The sequence below is a fragment of the Winslowiella arboricola genome (genome assembly GCF_025527015.1).
In the GTDB taxonomy this organism is placed as follows: Bacteria; Pseudomonadota; Gammaproteobacteria; order Enterobacterales; family Enterobacteriaceae; genus Erwinia; species Erwinia arboricola.
Genome location: NZ_JAODIM010000041.1, coordinates 548,494 through 574,923, shown reverse-complemented (window position 1 = coordinate 574,923; position 26,430 = coordinate 548,494). Strand labels below are relative to the sequence as shown.

23 protein-coding genes and 1 riboswitch are annotated in these 26,430 nt (G+C 54.2%); of the genes, 17 read left to right on the top strand and 6 right to left on the bottom strand.

The window, feature by feature from the left end; translation table 11 throughout:
* Positions 1-26 precede the first annotated feature (26 nt).
* On the bottom strand, positions 27-1,382 hold the full coding sequence (gene lysC, locus N5923_RS14390; RefSeq protein ID WP_267142034.1) for a lysine-sensitive aspartokinase 3: 1,356 nt from the start codon (positions 1,380-1,382) through the stop codon (positions 27-29).
* Between the two features lie 92 nt (positions 1,383-1,474).
* A riboswitch (Lysine riboswitch) is annotated at positions 1,475-1,669 on the bottom strand.
* A gap of 314 nt (positions 1,670-1,983) precedes the next feature.
* Between lysC and pgi the strand changes: the two genes are divergently transcribed.
* From pgi to psiE, 6 genes are all read left to right on the top strand, one after another.
* Positions 1,984-3,630, top strand: a complete 1,647-nt coding sequence (gene pgi / locus N5923_RS14385; protein ID WP_267142033.1) for a glucose-6-phosphate isomerase — start codon at positions 1,984-1,986, stop codon at positions 3,628-3,630.
* 540 nt (positions 3,631-4,170) lie between these two features.
* Complete coding sequence (gene yjbE / locus N5923_RS14380) at positions 4,171-4,419, top strand: exopolysaccharide production protein YjbE (protein ID WP_267142032.1); 249 nt, start codon at positions 4,171-4,173, stop codon at positions 4,417-4,419.
* Between the two features lie 77 nt (positions 4,420-4,496).
* Positions 4,497-5,144, top strand: coding sequence for a YjbF family lipoprotein (locus tag N5923_RS14375; protein WP_267142031.1), 648 nt, complete (start codon positions 4,497-4,499; stop codon positions 5,142-5,144).
* Positions 5,141-5,884: a capsule biosynthesis GfcC D2 domain-containing protein gene (locus tag N5923_RS14370; protein WP_267142030.1), complete on the top strand. Its 744-nt coding sequence runs from the start codon at positions 5,141-5,143 to the stop codon at positions 5,882-5,884. Before N5923_RS14375 ends, N5923_RS14370 begins: the two co-directional genes overlap by 4 nt.
* Complete coding sequence (locus tag N5923_RS14365; protein WP_267142029.1) at positions 5,884-7,974, top strand: YjbH domain-containing protein; 2,091 nt, start codon at positions 5,884-5,886, stop codon at positions 7,972-7,974. The genes N5923_RS14370 and N5923_RS14365 overlap by 1 nt, the downstream gene beginning before the upstream one ends.
* A gap of 223 nt (positions 7,975-8,197) precedes the next feature.
* On the top strand, positions 8,198-8,596 hold the full coding sequence (gene psiE, locus N5923_RS14360; protein WP_267142028.1) for a phosphate-starvation-inducible protein PsiE: 399 nt from the start codon (positions 8,198-8,200) through the stop codon (positions 8,594-8,596).
* Positions 8,597-8,664: 68 nt separating this feature from the next.
* Here the strand turns inward: psiE and malG are convergent, their stop codons facing one another.
* From malG to malE, 3 genes are all read right to left on the bottom strand, one after another.
* Complete coding sequence (gene malG / locus N5923_RS14355) at positions 8,665-9,555, bottom strand: maltose ABC transporter permease MalG (protein WP_267142027.1); 891 nt, start codon at positions 9,553-9,555, stop codon at positions 8,665-8,667.
* A 12-nt stretch (positions 9,556-9,567) separates the two neighbouring features.
* Positions 9,568-11,106, bottom strand: coding sequence for a maltose ABC transporter permease MalF (gene malF, locus N5923_RS14350; protein WP_267142026.1), 1,539 nt, complete (start codon positions 11,104-11,106; stop codon positions 9,568-9,570).
* 144 nt (positions 11,107-11,250) lie between these two features.
* On the bottom strand, positions 11,251-12,447 hold the full coding sequence (gene malE, locus N5923_RS14345; RefSeq protein WP_267142025.1) for a maltose/maltodextrin ABC transporter substrate-binding protein MalE: 1,197 nt from the start codon (positions 12,445-12,447) through the stop codon (positions 11,251-11,253).
* Positions 12,448-12,788: 341 nt separating this feature from the next.
* On the opposite strand from malE, the gene malK reads away from it, so the two are divergent.
* From malK to ubiA, 5 genes are all read left to right on the top strand, one after another.
* Entirely contained in the window at positions 12,789-13,913 is a 1,125-nt protein-coding gene (malK, locus tag N5923_RS14340) for a maltose/maltodextrin ABC transporter ATP-binding protein MalK (protein WP_267142024.1), read from the top strand.
* Positions 13,914-13,935: 22 nt separating this feature from the next.
* Positions 13,936-15,249, top strand: a complete 1,314-nt coding sequence (locus tag N5923_RS14335) for a maltoporin (protein WP_267142023.1) — start codon at positions 13,936-13,938, stop codon at positions 15,247-15,249.
* 126 nt (positions 15,250-15,375) lie between these two features.
* A complete protein-coding gene (gene malM / locus N5923_RS14330; RefSeq protein ID WP_267142022.1) occupies positions 15,376-16,311 on the top strand; it encodes a maltose operon protein MalM in 936 nt (311 codons plus the stop codon).
* Positions 16,312-16,477: 166 nt separating this feature from the next.
* Positions 16,478-17,005: a chorismate lyase gene (gene ubiC, locus N5923_RS14325; RefSeq protein ID WP_267142021.1), complete on the top strand. Its 528-nt coding sequence runs from the start codon at positions 16,478-16,480 to the stop codon at positions 17,003-17,005.
* A gap of 18 nt (positions 17,006-17,023) precedes the next feature.
* Positions 17,024-17,869, top strand: a complete 846-nt coding sequence (gene ubiA, locus N5923_RS14320; protein WP_407704464.1) for a 4-hydroxybenzoate octaprenyltransferase — start codon at positions 17,024-17,026, stop codon at positions 17,867-17,869.
* Between the two features lie 74 nt (positions 17,870-17,943).
* Here ubiA and plsB read toward each other — a convergent pair whose 3' ends face one another.
* Positions 17,944-20,406: a glycerol-3-phosphate 1-O-acyltransferase PlsB gene (gene plsB / locus N5923_RS14315; protein ID WP_267142054.1), complete on the bottom strand. Its 2,463-nt coding sequence runs from the start codon at positions 20,404-20,406 to the stop codon at positions 17,944-17,946.
* Positions 20,407-20,534: 128 nt separating this feature from the next.
* On the opposite strand from plsB, the gene N5923_RS14310 reads away from it, so the two are divergent.
* The 3 genes from N5923_RS14310 (at position 20,535) to N5923_RS14300 (ending at position 22,200) form a co-directional block, all read left to right on the top strand.
* The gene (locus tag N5923_RS14310; protein ID WP_267142019.1) at positions 20,535-20,903 is read left to right on the top strand and encodes a diacylglycerol kinase; all 369 of its coding nucleotides are present in this window, start codon (positions 20,535-20,537) and stop codon (positions 20,901-20,903) included.
* Positions 20,904-21,008: 105 nt separating this feature from the next.
* Positions 21,009-21,617 (top strand): transcriptional repressor LexA, encoded by a 609-nt coding sequence (gene lexA, locus N5923_RS14305; RefSeq protein WP_267142018.1) that lies wholly within the window; start codon positions 21,009-21,011, stop codon positions 21,615-21,617.
* Positions 21,618-21,987: 370 nt separating this feature from the next.
* Positions 21,988-22,200, top strand: a complete 213-nt coding sequence (locus N5923_RS14300; RefSeq protein ID WP_267142017.1) for a CsbD family protein — start codon at positions 21,988-21,990, stop codon at positions 22,198-22,200.
* A gap of 78 nt (positions 22,201-22,278) precedes the next feature.
* On the opposite strand, the gene zur is transcribed toward N5923_RS14300, so the two are convergent.
* The gene (zur, locus tag N5923_RS14295) at positions 22,279-22,797 is read right to left on the bottom strand and encodes a zinc uptake transcriptional repressor Zur (RefSeq protein ID WP_267142016.1); all 519 of its coding nucleotides are present in this window, start codon (positions 22,795-22,797) and stop codon (positions 22,279-22,281) included.
* Positions 22,798-23,260: 463 nt separating this feature from the next.
* Between zur and traF the strand changes: the two genes are divergently transcribed.
* From traF to pspG, 3 genes are all read left to right on the top strand, one after another.
* On the top strand, positions 23,261-24,502 hold the full coding sequence (gene traF / locus N5923_RS14290) for a conjugal transfer protein TraF (RefSeq protein WP_267142015.1): 1,242 nt from the start codon (positions 23,261-23,263) through the stop codon (positions 24,500-24,502).
* Between the two features lie 101 nt (positions 24,503-24,603).
* Positions 24,604-25,599, top strand: coding sequence for a tRNA dihydrouridine(20/20a) synthase DusA (gene dusA / locus N5923_RS14285; protein ID WP_267142014.1), 996 nt, complete (start codon positions 24,604-24,606; stop codon positions 25,597-25,599).
* 367 nt (positions 25,600-25,966) lie between these two features.
* Entirely contained in the window at positions 25,967-26,197 is a 231-nt protein-coding gene (gene pspG, locus N5923_RS14280) for an envelope stress response protein PspG (RefSeq protein WP_267142013.1), read from the top strand.
* Positions 26,198-26,430: the final 233 nt, after the last annotated feature.

Here is a 26,430-nt window from a genome sequence, read left to right as displayed (position 1 = left end):
TCAGGCCGCTGCACCAGAGGAAAAATTTATTCGAACAAATTCTGATGCAGCGTGCGCACCACCTGTTCCGCATCGTTGCCCGGCACCAGGAAGCAGAGGTTATAGCTGCTGGCGCCGTAACAGATCAGACGCAGGTTAAACGGCTCCAGCACGCCAAACACCTCTTTACCGACGCCACACGCCTGCGACAGCTTGTTGCCGATAATCGCCACCAGCGCCAGATTCTCTTCCACTTCCACCCGGCACAGCGAAGAGAGTTCGGTCAGCAGCGCCTGGGTGAGCAGCCCGTCACCGGAGGAGGTGGAGCCGGTGGTATCCAGCGTCAGCGCCACGCTCACTTCGGAGGTGGTGATCAAATCCACCGACATATTGTGACGCGCCAGGATATTAAACACTTCGGCGAGAAAACCGCGTGCGTGCAGCATATTCAGGCTGTGCAGCGTCAGCAGGGTCTGCTTACGACGCAGCGCCAGCGCGCGGAACAGCGGTGGGTTGCTGCTCTGGTTGCACACCATGGTGCCACCGGCCGAAGGATCTTTACTGGAGCCGACAAACACCGGAATATCGCTGCGCACCGCGGGCAACAGGGTTGCCGGATGCAGTACTTTCGCGCCGAAGGTGGCCATTTCCGCCGCTTCTTCAAAGGTGATCTCATCGATGCGTTTGGCCGCTGGCACCACGCGTGGATCGGTGGTGTAGATCCCCGGCACATCAGTCCAGATATCAATACGTCCGGCATGCAGAGCTTCACCCAGCAGGGCGGCGGTATAGTCGCTGCCGCCACGGCCGAGCGTGGTGGTGCGGCCCTGGCTTTCACTGCCGATAAAGCCCTGAGTGACAATCAGCGCCTTTTCAATGCGCGGTTGCAGCTGGCTGAGAGTCAGTTCTGACAGCAGGGTGACATTCGGCTCGGCGCGGCCAAAACGGTCGTTAGTGCGCATCACTTTGCGTACGTCAAACCACTCGGCAGCGACATTGCGCTCGCGCAGCACTTCAACAAACAGCAGGCTCGACATCAGCTCGCCATGGCTGACCAGTTCGTCGGTCAGGGCGGTTGAGGTCGCCAGCGCGGCGGCTTCCGACAGCATGGTGATATTCTCGATCATGCGATCGATCTCGTCACGGATCACGGCAGGTTGTTGCAGGTGGTCGATAATGGCGTACTGAATACGGCGAATTTCATCCAGCTGATGCGCGCGCTGTTGCGGTGGCAGACTTTCAGACAGTGAAACCAGCAGGTTAGTGACGCCAGCGGAGGCGGAGAGGACCACCAGACGCACCCTGGCGTCGGACAGCACTACATCGGCGCTGCGGTTCATGGCCGTAAAATCGGCAACGCTGGTGCCGCCAAATTTGGCCACGATAAGATCAGATTGGGACATTACATTCACTGCCTCGTGTCAGGATAAATTTTCAGCCTTGGCACAAGGGAAGAGCGGGAAACGGGGCAGACGTAGAAAAGATTGACTACGATACACCCAGAAGCGCCCCACCTTGCCGATCGTCCGAATGGCGGACAGATCCTGGTGACAACCCAGAGGATTCAGCCCCTGCGGTCGATATAGCGCACTCCGCATGCGTGATACCTCGGCGTCGCACCCCCTTATGTGTCTTCATCGGATACGGTTCCTCCGACACACTACCTGGGCGACGCGCCTCTTCTGGCTTGCGCACGGGTGCGCAAGTAGTGCGTGAAATATCCCGGTTTCTGGCTTCGCTGTCAACGTCTGACGGGTGATCAATTTTCATTTTGGCGCTTTGACGCAGCACAATGCGCATCCGCTTCTGCTGCGGCAAGATAGCGCCACAAATTTTTTTCCTTTCGACGACAAGAGTGTTCATACTGAAACGCTGTGTGCGGATCATCACCGCAAAGCGGGATGATAGCCGTGACCTGTTGCAGGAAAAGGGGAGCCAATCTCCATCAGCAGGTAAGATGGCGTCCGGTCTGAATTACGGTTCTTACATAAAAAGAGTGTTGCTATGAAAAATATCAATCCGACACAAACCGCTGCCTGGCAGGCACTGCAGCAGCATTTTGAACAGATGAAAGATGTTCAAATCGCCGATCTGTTTGCCAGTGATGGCGATCGTTTTGCGAAATTCTCTGCCACCTTTAATGATCAGATGCTGGTGGATTTCTCAAAAAACCGCATTACCAGTGAAACTCTCGACAAGCTGCAGGCATTAGCCACTGAGACCGATCTGCAGGGCGCGATTAAATCGATGTTTGCCGGTGAAAAGATCAACCGCACCGAAGAGCGCGCGGTACTGCATGTTGCGCTGCGCAACCGCAGCAACACCCCAATTCTGGTGGATGGCAAAGATGTGATGCCGGAAGTGAATGCGGTGCTGGCGAAGATGAAAGCCTTCTCTGCACGCATTATCAGCGGCGACTGGAAAGGTTATACCGGCAAACCGATTACGGATGTGGTGAATATCGGTATTGGTGGTTCCGACCTCGGGCCGTTTATGGTCACCGAAGCGTTGCGTCCGTATAAAAACCACCTGAATATGCACTTTGTCTCCAACGTTGACGGCACGCATATTGCTGAAACGCTGAAAAATGTCGATCCGGAAACCACCTTGTTCCTGGTGGCGTCAAAAACCTTTACCACGCAGGAAACCATGACCAACGCCCACAGCGCGCGCGACTGGTTCCTGGCGACTGCGGGCGACAGCGCACATGTGGCGAAGCACTTTGCCGCGCTCTCCACCAACGGTAAAGCCGTCGGTGAGTTCGGCATTGATACCGCCAATATGTTTGAATTCTGGGACTGGGTCGGCGGCCGTTACTCGCTGTGGTCAGCGATTGGTCTGTCGATTATCCTCTCTGTCGGCTATGACAACTTTGAGCAGCTGCTGAGCGGTGCGCATGCGATGGATAAACACTTCGCTGAGACGCCAGCGGAGAAAAACCTGCCGGTGTTGCTGGCATTAATCGGCATCTGGTACAACAACTTCTTCGGCGCCGAAACCGAAGCGATTCTGCCGTACGACCAGTATATGCATCGCTTTGCCGCCTATTTCCAGCAGGGAAATATGGAGTCCAACGGTAAGTATGTTGATCGCAACGGTGCGCCGGTCAGCTACCAGACCGGTCCGATTATCTGGGGCGAGCCGGGCACCAATGGTCAGCACGCGTTTTATCAGCTGATTCACCAGGGCACCAAGCTGATCCCGTGTGACTTTATCGCTCCGGCGAGTAGCCACAATCCACTTAGCGACCATCATGCCAAGTTGCTGTCGAACTTCTTTGCCCAGACTGAAGCGCTGGCGTTTGGTAAGTCGCGTGAAGTGGTGGAAAAAGAGTTTGCAGATGCCGGCAAAGATGCGCAGTCGGTTGAACATGTTGCGCCATTCAAAGTGTTTGAAGGCAACCGTCCGACTAACTCCATCCTGCTGCGTGATATCACCCCATTCAGCCTTGGGGCGTTAATTGCACTGTATGAGCACAAAATCTTTACCCAGGGGGCAATTCTCAACATCTTCACCTTTGATCAGTGGGGCGTTGAGCTGGGTAAACAGCTGGCAAACCGTATTTTGCCGGAGCTGGGTGGCGCTGAAGCGGTCAGCAGTCATGACAGTTCCACTAACGGTTTGATTAACCGCTATAAATCCTGGCGTTAAGCCAGTCTGAGGGCCAGTTTTTGCTGGCCCTTATCATTTTTCCCTGCGCATTTTCTGACGCTCATTTGCGATCCCCAGCACATTTTTTAGCTATTACATTGGCAAAAAAGCCAAATATGGACTGAGTTTATTCTGAAAAACTCTCTCTGCGTCCTAAATTATCGCAAGATTATTCTGAATCGCTCTATGCTTGCCTGGTACGCTTTTGCGATACATTACGTCGTAAACGATTGATTGTTAGCTACAATTATCACTCATCCTGCTTTTCTGCGCGTTTCTGGCATAAACCTCAGTTAAAAACGACAAATCAGATGATTATGCTGACATTTTGTTTGTTTTTGTAATTAACTGTCGTTAAATTCTAATGACTGGTGTCAAATTGTTAATAATTGCTGTTTTGCTGCCATATCAGCCCGCGCTAACCTGCTGTTTTGCCCCCACTCTCCCCCCTGATTTCTGGTAATTGGTTGCCCTATACTGGAGTGGCCCAGAATCCATCCGGGCAAGTTATCCATTCATCTAATGAAGGGAATGTTTGTTATGAAAAAAGTCTTATGTGCTACTGCAGCCATAATGTACTTCGCTGCTGCCTCCGCCGCTTTTGCTGCGCCAGGTGATGCAGGTGAAGCAGCCGGTGCTGAAGCGGGCGCTCTGTCCGCGGGTGCATCTACGGCTGTCGGTATTGGTGCGATTGGCGCGTTGGTGGGTGTCGCTTTAGCCGCCTCTGGCGGCGGTGACGGTTCAAATACCGGTACAACAACCACAACCACGACGGGCACAACTCGTTAAGTTGGTTAAATTAAGCATAACCACACAGCCGTGTGGTTATTTTTTGACTTTGTCGGAATTCGTTCAGGGACACACAGGTGCGCCATATTCCATTGCTGCTTCTCTGCCTGCTGCTTCAGGCTTGTACCCAAACCCAACGGGGCATTGGGGAGACCGTCAAAATTGCTGTAACCGGGCTTGATGACGTAACCGTAACCACTGACAGAGTACGTTCAGTTCCTTATGCCAGTATGTATCTGCGCATCGATAACGGTCAGCGTATTTTCGTGGTGCTGGGCTATGACGAAGAGGGCGAGCAGAAATGGATTACCCAGGATCAGGCGATGCTGGTTACCCGCAAAGGGCGAGTGGTGAAAACCCTCGGATTATCCGACAACCTCGTCGACATCAATAACCTGCAGCAGGATCCGCTGGCGAAGGGCTTAGCGCTTGCCGATGGTGACCGCTGGACGCGTACCCTAAGCTGGACCGAGAACCAACAACTGCGTTCGGGCACGGCAGTCTCCCACTTCAGCCGTGAAAAAGATCAGGTGCTGGAGCTGGCCGGACGTCAGGTTGCCTGCCGTGTTTACCGTGAAGAGGTCGAAATGACCCATAGCGGTAAGTCGTGGGAAAATATCTTCTGGATTGATGCCATTACTGGTCAGGTTCGCCAGACGCAACAGGCGTTAGGTGCTGACTACATTCCTGTTGAAACCACTATCTTGAAGCCCGCGAAATCATGAAAAAAATAACATTACTCCTCGCAGGGATTATCTCCTGCCTGCCGCTCTGTGCTGCTGCTGATAGCCAGGTGACAGTGCATTATCCGGGGCAGGCCGAGATGGCGATTGTCAGCCACGCCGCCAATTTATCGCAGCTGGTCGCCAGCCCGGCGCTGACCGGTAAAACCTGGTGGCCCGGTACGGTGATTGCCGAAAAGCTGGCGACTGCCGCAGCGGAACAGCAGTATCAGCAACTGATTGCACGCCTGAACGCTTATCGCGCCGAAAGTGATGGCGATAAAGCCGCGGCAATCGCTAACGTCATTCAGCAACTGGCGGCGGTGAAAGTCACCGGACGCCAGTTCGCTAATCTCGATCCGGATTGGGTACGACTAAGGCCGATAGAAAATCGCCGTCTGTCAGGGGAATACGATGTCTATACCCTGGCAAAACCCAATTCAGTGACGCTGTTCGGCACAGTCAGCGGCAGCGGCAAAGTCAGCTGGCAGCCAGGAGCGGCAACCCGCGATTACCTCGACGGGCATGACCGTCTGGCGGGTGGCGAGCGCAATTTTGCGGTGGTGATTGCGCCATCGGGTGAAGTGCGTGAAGTGCCGATTGCCTACTGGAATCACCGTCATATTGAAGTCGAACCCGGTTCGACGATTTATCTCGGTTTCTCTTCCTGGTCATTGCCTGGCGAATACGAAGATCTGAACCAGCAAATTATTTCTGTTTTGACGCACCGGATCCCTGACTGATGAAAAAACGTTATCTTCTCAGCTTCTTATCCCTGTCAGTCGCCTGCGCCTGTCAGGCACAGGCGGCAAGCTATCCTGAACCGGTTGGGCCATCACAGTCAGATATGGGTGGTGTGGGACTGATGCAGGTGCCGACGGCACGTATGGCGAAGGACGGTGAGTTCAGCCTGAACTATCGCGACAACGATCAGTACCGTTTCTACTCGGCATCGGTTCAGCTGTTCCCATGGCTGGAAACCACCATCCGCTACACCGATGTGCGTACCCGTCTTTACAGTACCGTGGAATCCTTCAGTGGCAACCAGAGCTATAAAGATAAAGCCTTCGATGTGAAACTGCGTTTGTGGGAGGAAAACTTCTGGTTGCCTGAAGTGTCGCTGGGCGCGCGCGACCTTGGCGGTTCCGGCCTGTTTGACAGTGAATTTCTCGTCGCCAGCAAAGCCTGGGGGCCGCTCGACTTCACCCTCGGTGTCGGCTGGGGCTATCTCGGCAACAGCGGCACGCTGAAAAACCCGTTCTGTGAAGCCAGTGATAAATACTGTACCCGCAGCAACAGCAATACCTCCGGTTCGATTAATGGCGGCCAGATGTTCCATGGTCCGTCAGCACTGTTTGGCGGTGTTGAGTACCAGACGCCGTGGCAGCCGCTGCGCCTGAAAATGGAGTATGAAGGTAACGACTATGTGGGTGATTTTGCTGGCCGGCTGAAGCAGGACAGCAAAATCAACCTCGGCGCGGTCTACCGTATTACCGACTGGGCGGATATCAACCTCAGCTACGAGCGCGGCAATACTTATATGTTCGGCTTTACGCTGCGCAATAACTTTAACGATATGCGCCAGTCACATATCGACAGTCCGAAGCCAGCGTATCGTCCGCAGCCGCAGTCAGAATTCCTGCAGGGCACCGTGGCCGGAAGCCAGCTTGGCGACCTGAAATACAATGCCGGTCTTGATGCGCCCAATATGCAGGTCAAAGGCAAAACGCTGTATGTTACCGGCGAGCAGTACAAGTATCGTGATACCCAGGAAGGGGTGGATCGCGCCAACGTTATTCTGATGAATAACCTGCCAGCCAATATCGATACGCTGGACGTGACGCAGACCCGTTACGGCATGCCACAGGTCACCACCGAAACCAAAGTCGACAGCCTGCGTCAGCAGCTGGAAGGTTACCCGCTGGGCCATGAAAAACCGCTCGATCAGCAGCGTATCAACCCGGTCGATCCGGGTAAAACCGAGCAGGGCTACTATATCGAGAAAGGCAGCCTGAACTTCAGCATGGCGCCGGTGCTTAACCAGTCACTGGGCGGTGCAGAAAACTTCTATATGTACCAGCTGGGGGTGACCGGTAATGTTGATTACTGGCTGACGAATCATCTGGTGCTGGATGGCGGCGTGTTTGTTAACGCGATCAATAACTACGACAAGTTTACCTACACCAACCCGCCGCTCGACTCCACGCTGCCGCGCGTACGTACCCGTATTCGTGAGTATGTGCAGAATGACGCCTATGTGAACAATCTGCAGGCCAACTACTTCCAGTATCTGGGTAATGGCTTCTATGGTCAGGTCTATGGCGGCTATCTGGAAACCATGTATGGCGGTGGCGGTGCTGAAGTGATCTACCGTCCGGTGGACTCCAACTGGGCAGTGGGTGTTGATGCCAACTACGTGAAGCAGCGTGACTGGGACAACATGATGAACTTCACTGACTACACCGCAAAAACCGGCCATCTGACCGGTTACTGGAAGCCGGGCTTTATGGATGGCGTACTGGTAAAAATGAGTATCGGTCAGTATCTGGCGCAGGATAAAGGCGGCACGGTTGATATCTCTAAACAGTTCGACAGCGGCGTGACCGTCGGCGCTTACGCGACGATGACCAACGTTTCAGCGGATGAGTACGGCGAAGGCAGCTTTACCAAAGGCTTCTATGTCTCGATTCCAATGGATCTGTTTAGCGTCAGGCCGGTACGTGGTCGTGCGCAGATTAACTGGACGCCGTTGACCCGTGATGGCGGTCAGATGCTGGGCCGCAAATATCAGCTGTATGATATGACCAGCGATCGCGATATTAACTTCCGTTAATAACCACCGGGCGGCGAGAACGCCGTCATTACAACCGGTGCAAATCATCAATATGGGCGGCGAGAACGCCGCCCCTGCATCAGACCGGCGTAGGGGCGGCGTTCTCGTCGCCCTTTTTCTTACCGGTCCATTATCAGCATATCTTGTGATCTTCGTCACACTAAAGCATATTGATGCCATCGGCCTGTGCCGACGGATAACAATAATTGTTGAGGGTGTGAGCATGATTACCGGAACGCGTATTGCGACCGCGCTACAGATGGTATTGAACATCGGCCTGCTGGTGTTGGCCGTAATCTTAATTATTTTTTTAGGTAAGGAAACCATTCACTTAGCCAACGTGCTGCTGAACACCGGCGAACAGGCATCATCCTATCTGCTGATTGAAGGCATTGTGATTTACTTCCTTTACTTCGAATTTATTGCGCTGATTGTGAAGTACTTTCAGTCGGGCTATCACTTTCCGCTGCGCTATTTTATCTATATCGGCATCACCGCGATTATCCGCCTGATAATTGTCGATCATAAAAACCCGTTCGATACCCTGGCCTATTCGGCGGCGATTCTGATCCTGGTCGCCACGCTGTGGCTGGCGAACAGCAACCGCCTGAAACGCGAATAAAAAATGGCGGCCCTGAGGGCCGCCAAAGACACAGGTACAACATTAGCAGTGGCAAATACCAAACGAATCTAACCTTTTACGCCGCCAGCGGTGAGCCCGCTGACCAGCCAGCGCTGTGCCAGCAGGAACACCACGGTAATCGGCATCGCTGAGAGCACCGCCGCGGCGGCAAAATCGCCCCACAGATAGTTTTGCGGATTGAGATATTGCTGCATGCCGACCGCCAGCGTATAGCTGTTTACGTCACGCAACAGCAGCGATGCCACCGGTACTTCGGTGACTGCCGCAATAAAAGACAGAATAAACACCACCGCCAGAATCGGCACCGAAAGCGGCAGCAGGATCAGGCGAAATGCCTGCCATGGAGTGGCGCCATCCAGCGCCGCCGCTTCTTCCAGCGAACCGTCGATGGTTTCGAAATAGCCTTTAATCGTCCACACATGCAGCGCGATGCCGCCCAGATAGGCAAACACCAGTCCGGCATGGGTATTCAGTCCGATAAACGGAATATATTGGCCCAGACGATCAAATAGCGCGTAAAGGGCAACCAGCGACAGCACCGCCGGGAACATCTGAAAAATCAACATCCCCTTCAATAAGCTGGCTTTGCCGCGAAAGCGCATGCGGGCAAAGGCATAGGCGCAGGTGGTGGACAGCGCCACAATGCCAGTCGCGGTTATCGCCGCCACTTTTACCGAGTTCCACAGCCATAACAGCACCGGGAAGGGCGGTGGCGTGACGCTGCCGTTTTCATGGGTAATGACAAATCCCAGCGCCAGTTTCCAGTGATCCCATGAGACCTGTTCCGGCAGCAGACTGCCAATCGAGTAGTTGCCGGGACGCAACGAAATCGCCAGTACCATCAGCAGCGGATACATAATCAGCGCGATAAAGCCCAGCAGCAGCAGATGAGTGGCTGCCAGCCGCAGCTTCTGCGATTTGTTTTGTACGATAGCCATAGAGATCGCTCCTTACTGAATCTTCATGCGCGTGGCTTTCAGGTTAAGGATGGCCAGGGCGCCAACCAGCAGGAATATCAGCGTGGCAATCGCTGCCGCCAGACCAAAGTCCTGACCCCCGCCGCCTTCGAAGGCAATACGCCAGGTGTAGCTGACCAGCAGGTCGGTATAACCGGCCGGGGTTGTGGTGCCGAGACGGTCCGGGCCACCGTTGGTTAACAGCTGAATCAGCACAAAGTTATTAAAATTAAAGGCGAAACTGGCGATCATCAGCGGCGTTAGCGGCTTAATCAGCAGCGGTAAGGTGATACGGAAGAAGTTCTGCATTGGCGTCGCGCCATCCATGGCCGAAGCCTCATACAGATCATCGGGAATCGCCTTCAGCAATCCCATACACAGGATCATCATATAGGGGTAGCCCAGCCAGGTGTTGACGATAATCAGCATGGCGCGCGCGGTGGTCGGGTCGCTAAACCAGGCCGGTTTAACCCCCAGCAGGCTATTGAGCATCAGGTTAATTTCACCAAAGCTCTGGTTAAATAATCCTTTGAAAATCAATATTGAGATAAATGCCGGTACTGCATACGGCAGGATCAATAACAGGCGATAGACCGCACGGCCGCGCAGCGATTCCCACTGCATCAGACAAGCCAGCACCATGCCCACCGCCACCGTCAGCAGCACGGTGACCGCCGAGAACAGCACCGTCCAGACAAAAATCGCCATAAAGGGTTTTTTAATCCCCTCATCGGTCATTACCCGCAGGAAGTTTTTCCAGCCCACCGTCACCGTGTAACCCGGGCTGAGTTTGTCGCCGCTCCACTGCTGAGCTGCGTCTTTACTCTGGTAATAGCCGGTACTGTCGTTCGGCCACCAGACCACGCCACTCTGCTTATCGGTCAGGGTGCCGTCTTCGCCGAGGGTATACAGCGGCTGGGTGCCGGAGAACTGGCGTAATGAACTCATCCGTAGCTGGCTGCCATCCGGCATTAGCGCTGTCAGCTGTGCAAGGGCCTGGCGATTCTGTGTCACCACCCGTAACATGGCGCGCTCGCCAGCAGGAGCAGCGTCAGTTTTGCTGAGGGTAAGCGTCTGCTGTTTTGTCGTATCAAAGCTAAACGGCGCAGAGACAAACTGTGCGTTGTCAGTGCCACTTAATAGCAGAATCCACTGGTCGCCCTGCGGCCAGAGTGCAAAGTTATAGCCGCTGCCGGGCTGAAACTGGCGATCCATCAGCACCTGTTGCGCCCGCTCAAAGGTGAGCTGATTGGTGCTGCTGTAGTTGGTAAACGCGATAGCGATGGTGCAGGCCAGCGGAAACAGGACAAACAGTCCCATACCGGCCAGACCAGGCCAGACATAGCGCCAGGCGGAGGCGCGCCGCTGGGCGAAAATCACCAGCCCGGTGCTCAGCAGTATCAGTGTCAGGATGGCGAACAGATATTCGCCCTGCACATACATCAGTACCACCAGATAACCGGAAATCAGCGTACAGAGGGCAAGAACCAGCCACTTCAGGGCGTTATGCCGCCACCATGCAGATTTTGCCATTAAATCTTCCTTTTATTCGGGGGAAGCGGGCGGCGAGAACGCTGCCCCTACAAGACCACAACAAAATGTAGGGGCGGCGTTCTCGCCGCCCGTGTCAAAGATTTCCATTACACTTAATGACGGCGTTCTCGCCGCCCGTGATGATTATTTAGTAATCCGTTTTTCCGCATCTTCCAGCGCCGCTTTTACCGGCTGGCGACCATTGATCGCATTCAGCACCGCGGTGCGTTCGGCGTACCAGAAGGCGCTCATTTGCGGAATATTTGGCATCACTTCGCCTTTCTGCGAGTTTTCCATGGTGGCGGCAATCTTCGGATCTTTGGCCAGTTTCTCCTGATAAGATTTCAGCGCCACGGCGCCCAGCGGTTTGTCCGCGTTGACTTTCGCCAGGCCGTCATCCGTCAGCAGATAGTTTTCGAGGAACTCTTTCGCCAGCTCTTTATTCGGACTGGCGGCATTGATACCGGCGCTTAACACCCCGACAAACGGTTTCGACGGCTTGCCTTTAAAGCCGGGCAGCAGCGTCACGCCGTAGTTCACTTTCGCGGTATCGATATTGCCCCATGCCCACGGGCCATTAATGGTCATCGCGGTTTCGCCCTTATTAAACGCGGCTTCAGCAATGGCGTAGTCGGTGTCGGCATTCAGATGTTTGTTTTTCACCAGATCGACAAGGAATTGCAGACCGGCCTGCGAGCCGGCATTGGCGACGCCGACGTCTTTCAGGCTATAGCTGCCATCAGCCTGTTTTTTAAAGGCGTAGCCGCCGTCGGCAGCAGTAATGGGCCAGGTAAAGTAGGGTTCCTGCAGGTTAAACATAATCGCGCTTTTGCCTTTCGCGCGCAGCTGCTTATCCAGCGCCGGGATCTCTTCCCAGGTTTTTGGCGGTTGCGGCAGCAGGTCTTTATTGTAAATCAGCGACAGCGACTCCACCGCCACCGGGTAACCAATCAGCTTGTTGTTAAAGCGCACCGCGTCCCAGGTGAAGGGGTAAATTTTATCCTGCAGCGCTTTGTCCGGGGTGACTTCCGCCAGCAGGCCCGACTGTGCATAGCCGCCGAAACGATCGTGGGCCCAGAAAATAATATCCGGTCCGTCACCGGTAGCGGCAACCTGCGGATACTTCTCTTCCAGTTTATCGGGATGCTCCACCGTCACTTTGATGCCGGTATCCTGTTCAAATTTCTTACCGACTTCAGCCAGACCGTTGTAGCCCTTATCACCATTGATCCAGATGACCAGCTTACCTTCTTCAATTTTCGCCAACGCGGCAGCGGGCAACAGGGCGCTGGTTAAGGCACACAACAACAGCATTTTTGTATTCAGTTTGAACTTTGACATTTCCCTTTCCTCTAATCATTAGCGGTGTCTTACCGCCAGCAGTCTGCGGATAACCGCACTGCTGCTCATCCTCCCCACCTCTACGCCCCACAGGGCGGAACTGTGATCGTCATGGCTTTTTGCTACCTTTCTGCGTGCCAGACCACAAAAAACAGCCACTTTTTTTGCCAGTTCGATCACGAAAATCTGTTTTATCTCCTGCATTTGCGTAGCCGAACGCGTAGCTCATCCTCCTGCCTCCTCCCCCATAAAAAAGCCGCAGGTGGAGGATTTCACCCCTGATGACATCCCACACACTCGCAGCCATTCGATAAGTGGTACGAACGGGACGGGAGAGGTTAATGGCGAGCGTGGTGCTAAAGGATGTCACCAAAGCCTGGGGCGAAACGGTGGTATCGAAAGATATCAATCTGACCATCGCTGAAGGTGAATTTGTGGTGTTTGTCGGGCCTTCGGGCTGCGGTAAATCCACGCTGCTGCGCATGATTGCCGGTTTAGAAGAGATCACCTCTGGCGAATTACTGATTGGCGACAAACGCATGAATGAGGTGCCGCCCGCCGGACGCGGCGTCGGCATGGTGTTTCAGTCTTATGCCCTCTATCCGCATCTGTCAGTGGCGGAAAATATGTCCTTCGGCCTGAAACTGGCGGGCCGGCCAAAAGCGGAAATTCAGCAGCGCGTTACCCAGGTGGCGGATGTGCTGCAACTGGGACACCTGCTGGATCGCCCACCGAAAGCGTTGTCCGGCGGTCAGCGTCAGCGCGTGGCGATTGGCCGCACGCTGGTGGCGGAACCGCAGGTCTTTCTGCTGGATGAACCGCTGTCGAACCTTGATGCGGCACTGCGTGTACAGATGCGTATTGAGATATCCCGCCTGCATAAACGGCTGCAGCGCACCATGGTTTATGTCACGCACGATCAGGTGGAAGCGATGACGCTGGCCGACAAAATCGTGGTGCTGGAGGGCGGACGAATTGCCCAGATCGGCAAACCGCTTGAGCTGTATCACTATCCCGCCAACCGCTTTGTCGCCGGTTTTATCGGCTCGCCAAGGATGAATTTTCTGCCGGTTAAAGTCACTAACAAGGCCATCGACCAGGTACAGGTCGAACTGCCCAACCGCCAGCAGATCTGGCTGCCGCTCGACAGCACCGACGTGCAGATCGGCGCCAATATGTCGCTCGGCATCCGGCCGGAACATCTGCTGCCCAGTGAGGTTGCTGACGTCACGCTCTCCGGCGTGGTGCAGGTGGTCGAGCAACTGGGCAATGAAACGCAAATCCATATCGAGATTCCTGCGCTGCGTCAGAACCTGGTTTACCGCCAGAACGACGTGGTGCTGGTAGAAGAAGGTGCCCAATACGCCATCGGCTTGCCGCCGCAACGTTGCCATTTATTTCGTGAAGATGGTCGCGCCTGTCGCCGGTTACATCAGGAGCCAGGTGTAGAAGCACGCCAGCAGTAATAATGAGAACAGGAGAGCAAGAATGAAGATGTTGCATAAATATCCTCTGGCCGTGGCAGTGGCTGCAGCGGTGATCTCCAGCCAGGCAGGAGCCGTAGATTTCAAGGGTTATCTACGTTCAGGCATTGGCTGGACCGGTAGCGGCGGGGAGCAGCAATGCTTCAAGGCAACAGGTGCAGACAGTAAATATCGTCTCGGTAACGAGTGCGAAACCTATGCCGAAATCCAGCTGGGCCAGGAAGTGTGGAAGGAGGGTGAAAAGAGCTTCTACGTCGATAGCATGATCGGTTATGCGGTTGATCAGCAAAACGATGCTGAAGAGACGTCACCTGCCGTACGTCAGATGAATGTGGTCGGTAAAAACCTGTTTGATTCATTGCCGGGTGCCAATATCTGGGCCGGTAAGCGTTACTATCAGCGTCATGACGTGCATATGATCGACTTCTACTACTGGGATATCTCTGGTCCTGGTGGTGGTCTCGAAAATGTTGATGTCGGCATTGGTAAGCTTTCGGTCGCGGCAACGCGTAACAGTGAAGCCGGCGGTTCGCAGACCTTTGTTAATGGCGTCACCCGCACCAAAAATCTCTCTAACGATATCTTCGATGTGCGTCTGGGACAGATGCAGGTTAACCCGGGCGGTTCACTGGAAGTCGGCTTTGACTACGGTAGCGCTAATGAAACCGATGGCTACGATCGTGTTTCCAGCGATAACTCGAAAGATGGCTGGATGGGCACCATTCAGCATACCCAGACCTTCGGCGCCAGCGACAGCCTGAACAAGTTTGTCGTGCAGTACGCCACCGATGCGATGACCCAGAACCGCAACGGCCGTCCGGGCACCGCGCAGAACAATGATGGTTCGATGATCCGCGTAATCGATCACGGTGCGATCGATTTCAATGACACCTGGAGCCTGATGTATGTCGGTATGTACCAGGATGTCGATCGCGATAACAACAACGGTACGACCTGGTACACCGTCGGTGCGCGTCCGATGTACAAGTGGACGCCGATTATGAGCACCTTGCTGGAAGTCGGCTACGACAACGTGAAGGCGCAGAATACTGGCGATCGTAACAGCCAGTACAAAGTGACCTTAGCGCAGCAGTGGCAGGCGGGCAGCAGTATCTGGTCGCGTCCGGCAATCCGTCTGTTCGCTACCTACGCCAAATGGGATGAGAAATGGGGTTACTCCTCTTCAACCGTTGGCGACGACAACTATGTTGCCGGTGTGGCGAATGGAACGGCGTTAAGCGATACCAGCGCCCGTCAGTTTAGCCGTGGCGATGATGATGAGATCTCCTTCGGTATTCAGGCGGAAGCCTGGTGGTAAATTTACCCGTCTGAGCGGGCGGCAAGAACGCCGCCCCTACACACGTTGGGTAAATTCGTTATCTGGTGTTAATCCCGTCTTCCTATTGCCTGAGGAAGGCGGGTGACCATGTTGAGGAAAACAACAATGAAAAAGCATTTGATCGCGCTCTGCCTGGTTCAGGCGCTGAGTGTTGCCGCGGTATCGGCGAGTTTTGCCGCCACCAATCTGAATCCGCAAAACGTCTCTACTGCGCCGGTTATTGCGCCAGAAAAACTGCAAAGTCTCTCGTGGCTGCCGGTCACGCCGCCATCCTCACAAGATATTGCACTGACGCCTTCATCAGTAACCCTGAATCAGGGCAATATCAGCGGTGCCGTCGCCGCCATTGCGCTGCCTGCCGATCAGGGTTCGCTGGAAATTACCCTCACCAGCCTTATCAAAGACCGGCGCGTGTATGTGCCGAACGTGCTGGTGCTGGACGAGCAGTTACAGCCCGCCGCGTATTTCCCCGGCAGCTATTTCCCGTATGCCAAACCGGGCATTGCCTCCGGTGACCGGTTGCAGGGCACCATGAAGCTGACGCCGGTGCTGGGCCAGAAGCAGATCTATCTGCTGGTTTACACCACCACTGACGATCTGGCGCGCACCTCGACGATGATCAATCCGGCCAAGCTGTATGCGGAAGGGGCGAATAACGCCATTCCTGATGTGCCGGATCCGGTGGTGCAGCACACCTCTACCGGCACCCTGTCGCTGAAAGTGAAAACCGAGCAGAACAGCGGCAATATTATGATTGGTAAGATCTTTGGCTCCGCCGATCCGAAACCGGTGGTGGTTGGCAGCAGCGCCGCGGCACCAGTTGCCGCGCCATCCGGCGCCCCGGCGCCAGCGCGCCCGGCCCCGGTCGCTAAAGCCGAGCCGATGCTTAACGATACTGAAAGTTACTTCAATAACGGGATCCTTCAGGCAGTGAAAGCCGGTGATATCGATAAAGCGCTGAAGCTGATGAACGAGGCGGAACGTCTTGGCTCGTCATCGGCACGCGCGACCTTTATCAGCAGTGTGAAAGGCAAGGGATGATGAGATCCCCACACCGCTGATGTTGCTGGACGATTGGTGCGTCTTTGACGCACCCTTTTTCAGCGCGGCGCGGCAGATAATTTTCACGAATTCCCCACCGGTGGCGTGTTCTCCACAAGGCTCTGCGTTACACTACGGCATCTGATTTTCTACCCGGAGATGCCGTATGTCGGATAACGCGCTTGCGTTACTGCGCGCGATCGAATGGCTTCCTGCTTCGTCCCCCTTACTTAATGCCTCCCTGCTGGACTGGCTGATGGAGGAAGACTCAATGACGAAGCGTTTTGAGCGTCACTGCAATAAGGTTACCGTTGAGCCACTGCGCGAAGGTTTTATCAGCGCGGCGCAAGTCGGTGACGAAGTGGCGTTATTGCCGCAGGAGCAGCGTTACTGGCTGCGTGAAATCCTGTTATTTGGCGACGGTGTCCCCTGGCTGGCCGGGCGCACTATTGTGCCGGAATCGACGCTGAATGGCCCGGAGGCGATGTTGCAGCAGTTAGGCACCCGCCCGCTTGGCCGCTATCTGTTCTCCTCATCGACACTCACTCGTGATTTTATTGAACCCGGCGCCATTCAGTCGCTGTGGGGACGCCGTTCGCGTTTGCGTCTGGCCAATAAACCGTTACTCCTTACCGAGCTCTTTTTACCTGCGGCGCCGATCTATCACCGCCAGCCCGCAGAAGGATCGCAATAAGTGGACACAACTGTGAAAATGTCGCGTTTTCAGGCTTACTGCCGCCTGATGCGCATTGATAAACCTATTGGCTCGCTGCTGCTGCTGTGGCCAACCTTGTGGGCGCTGTGGCTGGCGGGGAAGGCGTTACCGCCGGTTGATGTACTGCTGGTGTTTGTGCTCGGCGTGTTCTTTATGCGTGCGGCGGGTTGTGTGATCAATGACTACGCCGATCGTAAAATCGACGGCCATGTTAAACGCACCGAATCCCGCCCGTTGCCCAGCGGCGCGATAAGCGAGAAAGAGGCCAAACTGCTGTTTAGCGCGCTGGTGCTGGTGTCGTTTTGCCTGGTGCTGACGATGAACGCGATGACCATCTGGCTGTCGTTTGCCGGTCTGGCGCTGGCGTGGATTTACCCGTTTATGAAGCGCTATACCCATCTTCCGCAGGTGGTGCTGGGGGCGGCTTTTGGCTGGGCGATCCCGATGGGGTGGGCGGCGGTCAGCGAAAGCGTGCCGTTAACCTGCTGGCTGCTGTTCTTTGCCAATATCTGCTGGACGGTCGCCTACGATACGCAGTATGCAATGGTGGATCGCGATGACGATCTGAAGATTGGCGTGAAATCGACTGCCATTCTGTTTGGGCGTTTTGATAAGCTGATTATTGGCGTGCTGCAGCTGGTCAGCCTGCTGCTACTGGCGGCGATTGGTCTGCTGATGGCGCTGAACTGGGCATTCTGGGTGGCGATCGTGCTGGCGGCAGGACTGTTTATTTATCAGCAAAAACTGATTGCCGCGCGCGAACGCGATGCCTGCTTCAAGGCTTTCTTAAACAATAATTACGTTGGGCTGGTACTGTTTATTGGCGTGGCGTTAGCGGTGTAATAAGGGCGGCAATAACGCCGCCCCTGGAATCAATAGCCAGTAGGGGCGGCGTTATCGCCGCCCGTGTCGCGGATTTATACGATATTGAGGACGGCGTGCTCGCCGCCTGTACCGCTTTCCGGTGCCACCGCACTTTCAATGGTCTGGCGCACATCCTGAGTGATCAAATCCGCCAGCAGATGGTAAACCTTCTGGGTCTGTTCAATCAGCGCATCGCCGGTATCACTGATATAGCCTTCATCGCGCAAGGTCAGCACCAGCGTTGAGAATACCGCTTTATCGAAGAACTCCGGTGCGTTAATCCCGTGCAGCACTGACAGGCGTTGCGCCATGGTGCGGCTCTCTTTTTCCAGTGAACCACGGTTAATTGCCGGGTTCGCGCTGAGAATCGAGAACGTGATGGCATAGCGCTGCAAGGTTTCGCGCACGCCGGCAGCCAGCAGCTGCAACGTACGGAAGCGCGCCGGGCTGAGACGTAAGTGGTTGTCATCAGCGCTAATCAGCCCCTGACGCGCCAGCTCAGCAATCAGCGCATCCAGCACCTGTGGCAGCTGCTCTTTGTTCCAGCTCAGGAACAGCTCACTTTTCAGCATTGGATAGATCACGCTGACCTGACGTAACAGTTCCGCCCGCGACAGCTCGCGATGCTGCTGCACAATGGCGGCAATCAGCGCCGGTAACACCAGCATATGATGGATATTGTTACGGTAGTAGGTCATCAGCACCGCCTGCTCACGCGGCAGAATAATAATGTCACCGATATTGTCCTGCTCGGTTTCAAACTTATTCATGCCCAGTGCGCTCTCCAGCAGCGCGGTGGCGCTGAGATCCGGCACCGTGGCGTCTGGCGAGTAAGGCACATTACGCAGTAGCTGAATATAACACTCCAGCTGCTCGGTGAGCTGCTCACGCGTCAGCGAGCGCTGGCGTGAAGCCAGCAGCGCGGTGACGCACAGGTTCATGGCGTTAGCGGCGCCGGCGTTGTTAATCCGCACCATCACGCGCTGAGCGATATCATTCACCGCTGGCGTCAGCCAGGCAGGGCGCTGTGCTTCAATCGGGTCGATCGAATCACGCCATTCCGGCACATGCTTATTCAGGTAGTTAATCAGCGGCAACGGTTCACCAAAGTTAACGTAGCCCTGGCCGAGGTTACGCAGCTTGCGTAAGCCGCGCACCATCTGCATAAAGCCTTCTTTCTCTTTGGTGGCACCGCGCAACTCTTTGGCGTAAGTGCCCACTTCCATCACATGCTCATAACCGATATAGATCGGCACCAGCGTGATTGGGCGGTTGCCGCCGCGCAGCATTGCCTGAATGGTCATCGACAGGGTGCCGGTTTTCGGATCGAGCAGTCGCCCGGTACGCGAACGGCCGCCTTCGACGAAGTATTCCACCGAATAACCACGGGTAAACAGTTCACCGAGGTATTCACGGAACACCGTGGCGTAGAGTTTATTGCCCTTAAAGGTGCGACGAATAAAGAACGCGCCGAGACGACGGAAAATCGGACCTGCTGGCCAGAAATTCAGGTTAATCCCGGCGGCGATATGCGGCGGCACCAGCCCCTGATGATAGAGCACATAGGAGAGCAGCAGATAGTCCATATGACTGCGGTGGCAGGGCACATAGACGATCTCATGGCCATCCTGCGCCAGCTGACGGACGCGCTCGCCGCCATTGACGTTAATGCCCTGATACAGCTTGCTCCACGTCCAGCCCATAATGCGGTCGGTCAGGCGGATCGCTTCGTACGAGAAGTCAGCGGCAATCTCTTCCATCAGTTCAATGGCGTTTTGCTGCGCCTTCTCATGGGAGATTTTACGCGTGCGCGCTTCATCTTCTACCGCTTTGGCGATCGCTTTTGACTGCAGCAGGCGGCCAAACAGCTCCTGACGCACCGGCAGGCGTGGGCCTATTGCCGCCAGGCGCTGACGGGCAAAGTGCATCCGCGCCACGCGCGCCAGTTTCTGCGCGATGGTTTTATCGGTGCCGTGTTCGGTAGCCATCCGGCGCAGCGAGACGGTAGGCGAGAAGCGCACAAAACTGTCGCGTCCCAGCCAGATAACGGCAAAGAACTTCTGCACGCCATTCAGAACGCGCAGATGCGGCGTCTGTTCGCCCTGAACTTCGCGACCCGGCGCACGGCCAAACATCACTGAGATCGGCACCATCTGCACGTCCAGATCGGGATTGCTGCGATGCAGATCCAGATAGTCGTGGAACAGTTTTACCGAATCAGGGTCAGGCACGAAATAGGGGAATACGCGCGGGCCGTCATGGATAAACACATGACGTGGCAACACCGTGCCATCGATTTCCAGCGGCTCCAGCGGATCGGGCAAGTCGCGTTTGCGACATTGCGCACGCAGCGCCAGCAGATCCGCCTTTGAATCATAAGGCAATACATACATAATGGGCCGCGAAGTATCGAGCCCAAGTTCAGCTACCGGATCGGCCGGAATAGCTTTACTCTTCACCAAAAATGAGAGTGGTAAGTTTAGTAACTTGTAGTAGAAATTACGCCAACCTGACATAGACAACATGAAGCCTCTTGTTAGCAAAGCGCGGCAAGCATACCAGAAAGCGCTATTAAGATCTGTTGTGTTGCAATACGTGCGCCACCCACAAGTTGACGTTAAACATCTCAAAGGGTTCCATCATTATGGCAAATAATGTCACAGGCCTGACACGCATCATAAAAGCGGCAGGTTATTCGTGGAAAGGAATATGTGCGGCCTGGCGGCATGAAGCCGCGTTTCGCCAAGAATTGGTCGCTGCGGTGATTGCGATTATCGTCGCCTGCTGGCTGGATGTGGATGCCATCACGCGCGTGCTGCTGATTGGCTCGGTGCTGCTGGTGATTATTGTTGAGATTCTGAATAGTGCGCTTGAGGCGGTGGTGGACCGCATCGGTAGCGAGCACCATCCGCTCTCCGGGCGCGCCAAGGATATGGGATCGGCGGCAGTATTACTCTCTATTCTGCTGGCCCTGCTGGTGTGGATTATGCTGCTCTGGTCATATTGGGCGTAAGCCGACAGAAATCGCCAAACTGCTGTTTTTTACACAGCTTTAGCTTTTCAGCCGACAAATACCTGTATATACTCACAGCGACTGTATAAACAACCAGGGGGCGGTATGAAAGCATTAACGGCAAGGCAGCAGCAGGTCTATGATCTGATTCGTGATCACATTAGTCAGACTGGCATGCCGCCTACACGCGCCGAAATCGCCTCGCAATTGGGTTTTCGTTCTCCTAATGCTGCGGAAGAGCATCTGAAAGCGCTGGCGCGCAAAGGCGTAATCGAGATTGTTTCCGGCGCGTCGCGCGGTATTCGCCTGATGATGGAAGAAGAGACCGGCCTGCCACTGGTAGGACGCGTAGCGGCAGGAGAGCCTTTGCTGGCGGAACAGCATATTGAAGGTCACTTCCAGGTTGACGCCAGCCTGTTTAAACCTAATGCCGATTTTTTACTGCGTGTCAGCGGTATGTCGATGAAAGATATCGGCATTATGGATGGCGATCTGCTGGCCGTGCATAAAACCCAGGATGTGCGTAATGGCCAGGTGGTGGTGGCGCGTATTGATGATGAAGTCACAGTTAAACGCCTGAAAAAACAGGGTAACATGGTGCAACTGCTGCCAGAAAACAGCGAGTTTCAGCCGATTGTTATCGATCTGCGTCAGCAAACCCTGACCATCGAAGGTCTGGCGGTTGGCGTGATCCGCAACGGTAACTGGCTGTAAGATTTCCCGTTCCATCCTGCGCGCGCTGCTCTGTTTCTGAGGCGCGCGTAAGGTCAGACCTCATTATCTCACCCCCATTTCTGCGCCAGCTCTGCTGTGCCGCTTAAAGAGCCGCTCAGTTGCCCGGTGACCTCGCTGACATATTTAGTTACGGCTAGCCGCTAAAGATTAAACCTCTTAAAAAGACACTATTTTCAGAGAGTTAATATAACATCGGACGGTGATTGTAGCGTTAATTACTGGCTTGTCACGCGCAAATGGCTTTTGTTGACTATAATTATCTCTGTGTTAGCAAATGGATAGCGTTTTGTTCTGGTATCAGATAGATGACTGAAATGAAACACTAAACTTTATCACCTGGAGAAATCATATGAATAGCGACCAAGCCAGCGGTAACTGGAAACAGTTTAAAGGTAAAGTGAAGGAAAAATGGGGTGACCTGACTGATGATGACCTGACAGTGATCGAGGGTAAACGCGAGCAACTGGTAGGTAAAATTCAGGAGCGTTATGGTTACGCTAAGGAAGAGGCGGAAAAAGAAGTTAAGGACTGGGAAACCCAAAACAGCGATTATCGCTGGTAACCCTGGATTTAAAGTCTCATTAAGGACGATGCTCCTGCCGAAGGCACACGGAGTGTGCCGCTACACATCACTCTGCTTTTAACGCCCGCGCTTTTTATTACTTACCACCGTATGATCATGTTCGCAGTTGTCCTGATGTGTACAGGCTTCCACTTCGCGACAGCCGATACATAAGCCATGCGCTTCAATTACGCTATGGCGTAATACAAAGCCTGACTGACGCGCCAGCACCTGCAAAATATCTTCCACTCCCGCCGCATGCTTCTCATTGACCGAACCACAGCGATCGCAAATCAGCATCGCCGAACTGTGTTCCGCCTCTTCAAAATGATGGCACACCACATAGCTGTTATTGGATTCAACACGGTGGATAAAACCCTGCTCCAGCAGAAAATCGAGCGCACGATAGACCGTCGGCGGTTTAGCCTGCGGTTCCGATACCCGCAGCAGATCAAGCAGATCATAAGCGCTGATCGCGCCTTTCTGTTCAGTCATCAGACGTAAAACTTCCAGACGCTGCGGTGTCAGCCGCACGTTGCGCTGCTGACAGAGTTGTTCTGCCTGCGACAAAAGTTGTTCAGGAAGGATGGCGCTCATGATGAATCTCCGGACCGAAATGAGATGTTATTTTATCACGTGCAGCAAAAAACGCCGAATGCTCTGTTTTGGACTGCAACCCTCAGCAGGGCATTAACATTTTGAAACCGGGTAAGTTAAACAACATTTATCTGAAATAGTGGTAAATCAACAGGTGAGCTTATCGGTGTTTTTTGTAGCCAATCCCTGCGCTATTGCCTTTTCAGCGGTTTTTCTGATTTGCAGTGAGAAAAAAACCGGTCTACTGTTAAATAATGCTTATCTGGCTAACTGATTTTCCTCTGGTTTTTTTAGAGTTAATCGTTAGTTCATTAACAGATTACACAAACTCCAATCACCAGATAAGTCCACTTAAAGTAAGTGAGTTCACGGCAATAACTCTCCACCCGGATGCGCATTATTTGGGTAGGGGCATTCTGCGTGCATTTCGCGTGTAAATTTCAATTCGGGTGGTTTCAGGCAAATGGCAAATTTATCAAAGCGTATTTTCAGGATTTCTCATCCCATTGTGTTAAATGCACTGCTTATGGTGCCGTTTAGCGGGATTGCGGCCGGCAATTATTTTGATGCACGTAATGACGCGATGGGCGGCACCGGCGTCTCCTCCTCGACGTATGGCACCGCGCCATTAGCCAACCCGGCCCTATTAACCAAAGCGCAGCCGGACGATGATATCAGCGTGATTATTCCTTCCGTTGGCGTGCAGCTAACTGATAAAGATAAGCTGGTTGATAAAGTTGATGATATTTCGGATTCCGTGGATGGTTACCGCGGCCTGACCGATGATTTAAGCCTTGCCAACTATCCGCGATTACAGGCCGCCGCAGGCGATCTGGCGGGACAGTTGCGTGGTCTGCGCGGCAATACCGCCGATGGTTCTGCCGGTGCGGCAATTGTTGTGGCGGTGCCAAATGAAGTGCTGCCGTTTGCCTTTGTCACTAAAGCCTATGGCACCGCGCATCTGGCGACCGATGTTTCACAGAGCGATATTGATTATTTACAGGGTGTCGCAGATGGCACCGTCATTCCAGCCGAGGGTGATGAAGATCGTCTGACTTCAGCAGGTCTGGGACGCGGGGCGATTGTTACCGATTACGGTATTGCCGTGGCGCATGAGTTTAATGTTGCCGGTCATCCGGTATCCGTCGGCGTGACGCCAAAACTGCAGAAAACTTACCTGTATAACTACAGCGTGTCGGTTTATAACTACGACAAGTCAGACTTTACCGAAGGCCGCTATAAAAACAGTAACACCGGTTTTAACCTTGATGCCGGTCTGGCGACCGATATTGGCGACAACTGGACGCTGGGTTTAAGCGCGCAGAACCTGATTTCGCGTGATATCGATACCAAAGAGGTCAGTGGCTACACCGACACTTATCAGATCCGTCCGCTGGTGACTTCCGGCGCCTCCTGGCATACCGACAGGCTGACGACCAGCCTTGACGTCGATCTGACCCCGACTAAGCGCTTTAAAAGCCAGCAGGACAGCCAGTACGCCGGTGTGGGTGCTGAATACCGTTTGTTTAGCTGGTTGCAGCTGCGCGGCGGTTATCGTGCCGATATGAAATCGAACGATACGAATGTCGCTACCGCCGGTTTTGGTCTGTCGCCGTTTAATAATTCGGTACATCTTGATCTGGCCGGTTCTGTCGGTGACGACAATACCTGGGGCGCAATGGCGCAGCTTGGTTTTAACTTCTGATCACCACCTCGGGCGAGGTACCCCTCGCCCCTGCATGATTCTGTGATATCATTGCGCATATTATCGACATCGATTCACCCCCCACAGAGTTATCGTTTTTCATGACCCAGAATCTGCCTGCTCACCGTTTTTCCGTAGCGCCCATGCTTGACTGGACCGATCGCCACTGCCGCTATTTTCATCGTCAGCTGACGCGTCAGACGCTGCTGTACACCGAAATGGTGACCACCGGCGCGATTATCCATGGCAAAGGAGACTACCTCGCCTGGAGTGAAGAGGAGCAGCCTGTAGCGTTACAGCTGGGCGGCAGCGATCCGGCTGCGCTGGCGCAGTGCGCCAGACTGGCTGAAGCGCGCGGTTATAACGAGATCAATCTTAACGTCGGTTGCCCGTCCGATCGGGTGCAGAACGGACGTTTTGGCGCCTGCCTGATGGGCGAAGCGCAGCTGGTTGCCGACTGCATTAAAGCCATGCGTGATGTGGTGTCGATACCGGTGACGGTTAAAAACCGTATCGGTATTGATGAGCAGGATAGCTACGCATTCCTGTGTGATTTTATTGGCACCGTGGCGACGCAGGGTGGTTGTGAGATGTTTATTATTCATGCGCGCAAAGCGTGGCTTTCCGGCCTTAGCCCGAAAGAGAACCGCGAAATTCCGCCGCTGGATTACGATCGCGTGTATCAGCTGAAGCGAGATTTTCCGCAGCTGACGATGGCGCTGAATGGCGGCGTGAAAACGCTGGCCGAAGCGCAGCAACATCTGCAGCATCTTGATGGCGTAATGATGGGGCGTGAAGCCTATCAGAACCCGGGAATTCTGGCGCAGGTAGATCGCGAGCTGTTTGGCCTCAATGTGGCTGACCGCGACCCGGTTGCGGTGGTGCGCGCGATGTATCCCTATATTGAGCGTGAACTGTCGCAGGGGACTTATCTGGGTCATGTCACCCGCCATATGCTGGGGCTGTTCCAGGGTATTCCTGGCGCGCGCCAGTGGCGTCGTTATCTGAGCGAAAACGCCCATAAAGCCGGGGCCGATGTTGAGGTGCTGGAAAAGGCGCTGTCTCTGGTGGCAGATAAAATTCCGGCAGCCGTGTGATTTCGGGCGGCGAAAACGCCGCCCCTACGATTGCACGATTTGTAGGGGCGGCGTTCTCGCCGCCCGCGGACAACGCCGCCCGCGGACAACGCCGCCCCTACAGATTGCATGATTTTGTAGGGGCGGCGTTCTCGCCGCCCGTGGACAACGCCGCCCCTACAGATTGCATGATTTTGTAGGGGCGGCGTTCTCGCCGCCCGTGGACAACCATCCTCAGTTAAAATTTAACCATCTGTTGATTATTTTCACCAACCCTCTTCAGGGTTCATTCCATAAATATCCCTTTTTTCAATAACCTGTACTTTTCACCAACCTGGCATATTTCTTGTAATAGCTATGCAGTACCTAATCTTGTGGAGCATGCCTTATGGAAATCCTGTTTGTGGTTGGATTCTTTTTAATGTTGCTGCTGACCGGCGTTTCTATTCTGGGCGTACTGGCAGCATTAGTGGTCGCCACCCTGCTTATGATGGTGGGCGGGCTGTTTGCGATTGTTATAAAAATGTTGCCATGGCTGGTTCTTGCGGTGGTGGCGGTGTGGATTTATCGTGCCTGTCAGAAGCCAAAAATAAGACGACGCAACTGGACATCGCGCTGAACAATCAACAGGTTGCGTAATTTACAGACCGTAAGAATGCGGGCTGGATCACACCATGGGGTTTTGTTTAGCTGTTTTTTGCAATTAAACATATTTTTTACTTATGTTTTCTGCCAGGATGGATTCCGTTGAGTCGAACACGAATTCATCGCCGCTGACCCTACAAACAGCGCGAACTAAAAAAAAGAAAGAAAAAGGGGCTTCCTTCGGGAAGCCCCGTTTGCATCTGTCGA

Coding starts and splice junctions, on each gene's coding strand:
- zur (WP_267142016.1), bottom strand. CDS start 22,797: ATGAGCGCCATCCTTCCTGAACAACTTTTGTCGCAGGCAGAACAACTC.
- ubiC (WP_267142021.1), top strand. CDS start 16,478: ATGTCGGATAACGCGCTTGCGTTACTGCGCGCGATCGAATGGCTTCCT.
- pgi (WP_267142033.1), top strand. CDS start 1,984: ATGAAAAATATCAATCCGACACAAACCGCTGCCTGGCAGGCACTGCAG.
- traF (WP_267142015.1), top strand. CDS start 23,261: ATGGCAAATTTATCAAAGCGTATTTTCAGGATTTCTCATCCCATTGTG.
- N5923_RS14300 (WP_267142017.1), top strand. CDS start 21,988: ATGAATAGCGACCAAGCCAGCGGTAACTGGAAACAGTTTAAAGGTAAA.
- pspG (WP_267142013.1), top strand. CDS start 25,967: ATGGAAATCCTGTTTGTGGTTGGATTCTTTTTAATGTTGCTGCTGACC.
- dusA (WP_267142014.1), top strand. CDS start 24,604: ATGACCCAGAATCTGCCTGCTCACCGTTTTTCCGTAGCGCCCATGCTT.
- malF (WP_267142026.1), bottom strand. CDS start 11,106: ATGGCAAAATCTGCATGGTGGCGGCATAACGCCCTGAAGTGGCTGGTT.
- lysC (WP_267142034.1), bottom strand. CDS start 1,382: ATGTCCCAATCTGATCTTATCGTGGCCAAATTTGGCGGCACCAGCGTT.
- N5923_RS14365 (WP_267142029.1), top strand. CDS start 5,884: ATGAAAAAACGTTATCTTCTCAGCTTCTTATCCCTGTCAGTCGCCTGC.
- lexA (WP_267142018.1), top strand. CDS start 21,009: ATGAAAGCATTAACGGCAAGGCAGCAGCAGGTCTATGATCTGATTCGT.
- psiE (WP_267142028.1), top strand. CDS start 8,198: ATGATTACCGGAACGCGTATTGCGACCGCGCTACAGATGGTATTGAAC.
- malK (WP_267142024.1), top strand. CDS start 12,789: ATGGCGAGCGTGGTGCTAAAGGATGTCACCAAAGCCTGGGGCGAAACG.
- malG (WP_267142027.1), bottom strand. CDS start 9,555: ATGGCTATCGTACAAAACAAATCGCAGAAGCTGCGGCTGGCAGCCACT.
- malM (WP_267142022.1), top strand. CDS start 15,376: ATGAAAAAGCATTTGATCGCGCTCTGCCTGGTTCAGGCGCTGAGTGTT.
- yjbE (WP_267142032.1), top strand. CDS start 4,171: ATGAAAAAAGTCTTATGTGCTACTGCAGCCATAATGTACTTCGCTGCT.
- malE (WP_267142025.1), bottom strand. CDS start 12,447: ATGTCAAAGTTCAAACTGAATACAAAAATGCTGTTGTTGTGTGCCTTA.
- N5923_RS14370 (WP_267142030.1), top strand. CDS start 5,141: ATGAAAAAAATAACATTACTCCTCGCAGGGATTATCTCCTGCCTGCCG.
- N5923_RS14335 (WP_267142023.1), top strand. CDS start 13,936: ATGAAGATGTTGCATAAATATCCTCTGGCCGTGGCAGTGGCTGCAGCG.
- plsB (WP_267142054.1), bottom strand. CDS start 20,406: ATGTCAGGTTGGCGTAATTTCTACTACAAGTTACTAAACTTACCACTC.
- N5923_RS14310 (WP_267142019.1), top strand. CDS start 20,535: ATGGCAAATAATGTCACAGGCCTGACACGCATCATAAAAGCGGCAGGT.
- ubiA (WP_407704464.1), top strand. CDS start 17,024: ATGTCGCGTTTTCAGGCTTACTGCCGCCTGATGCGCATTGATAAACCT.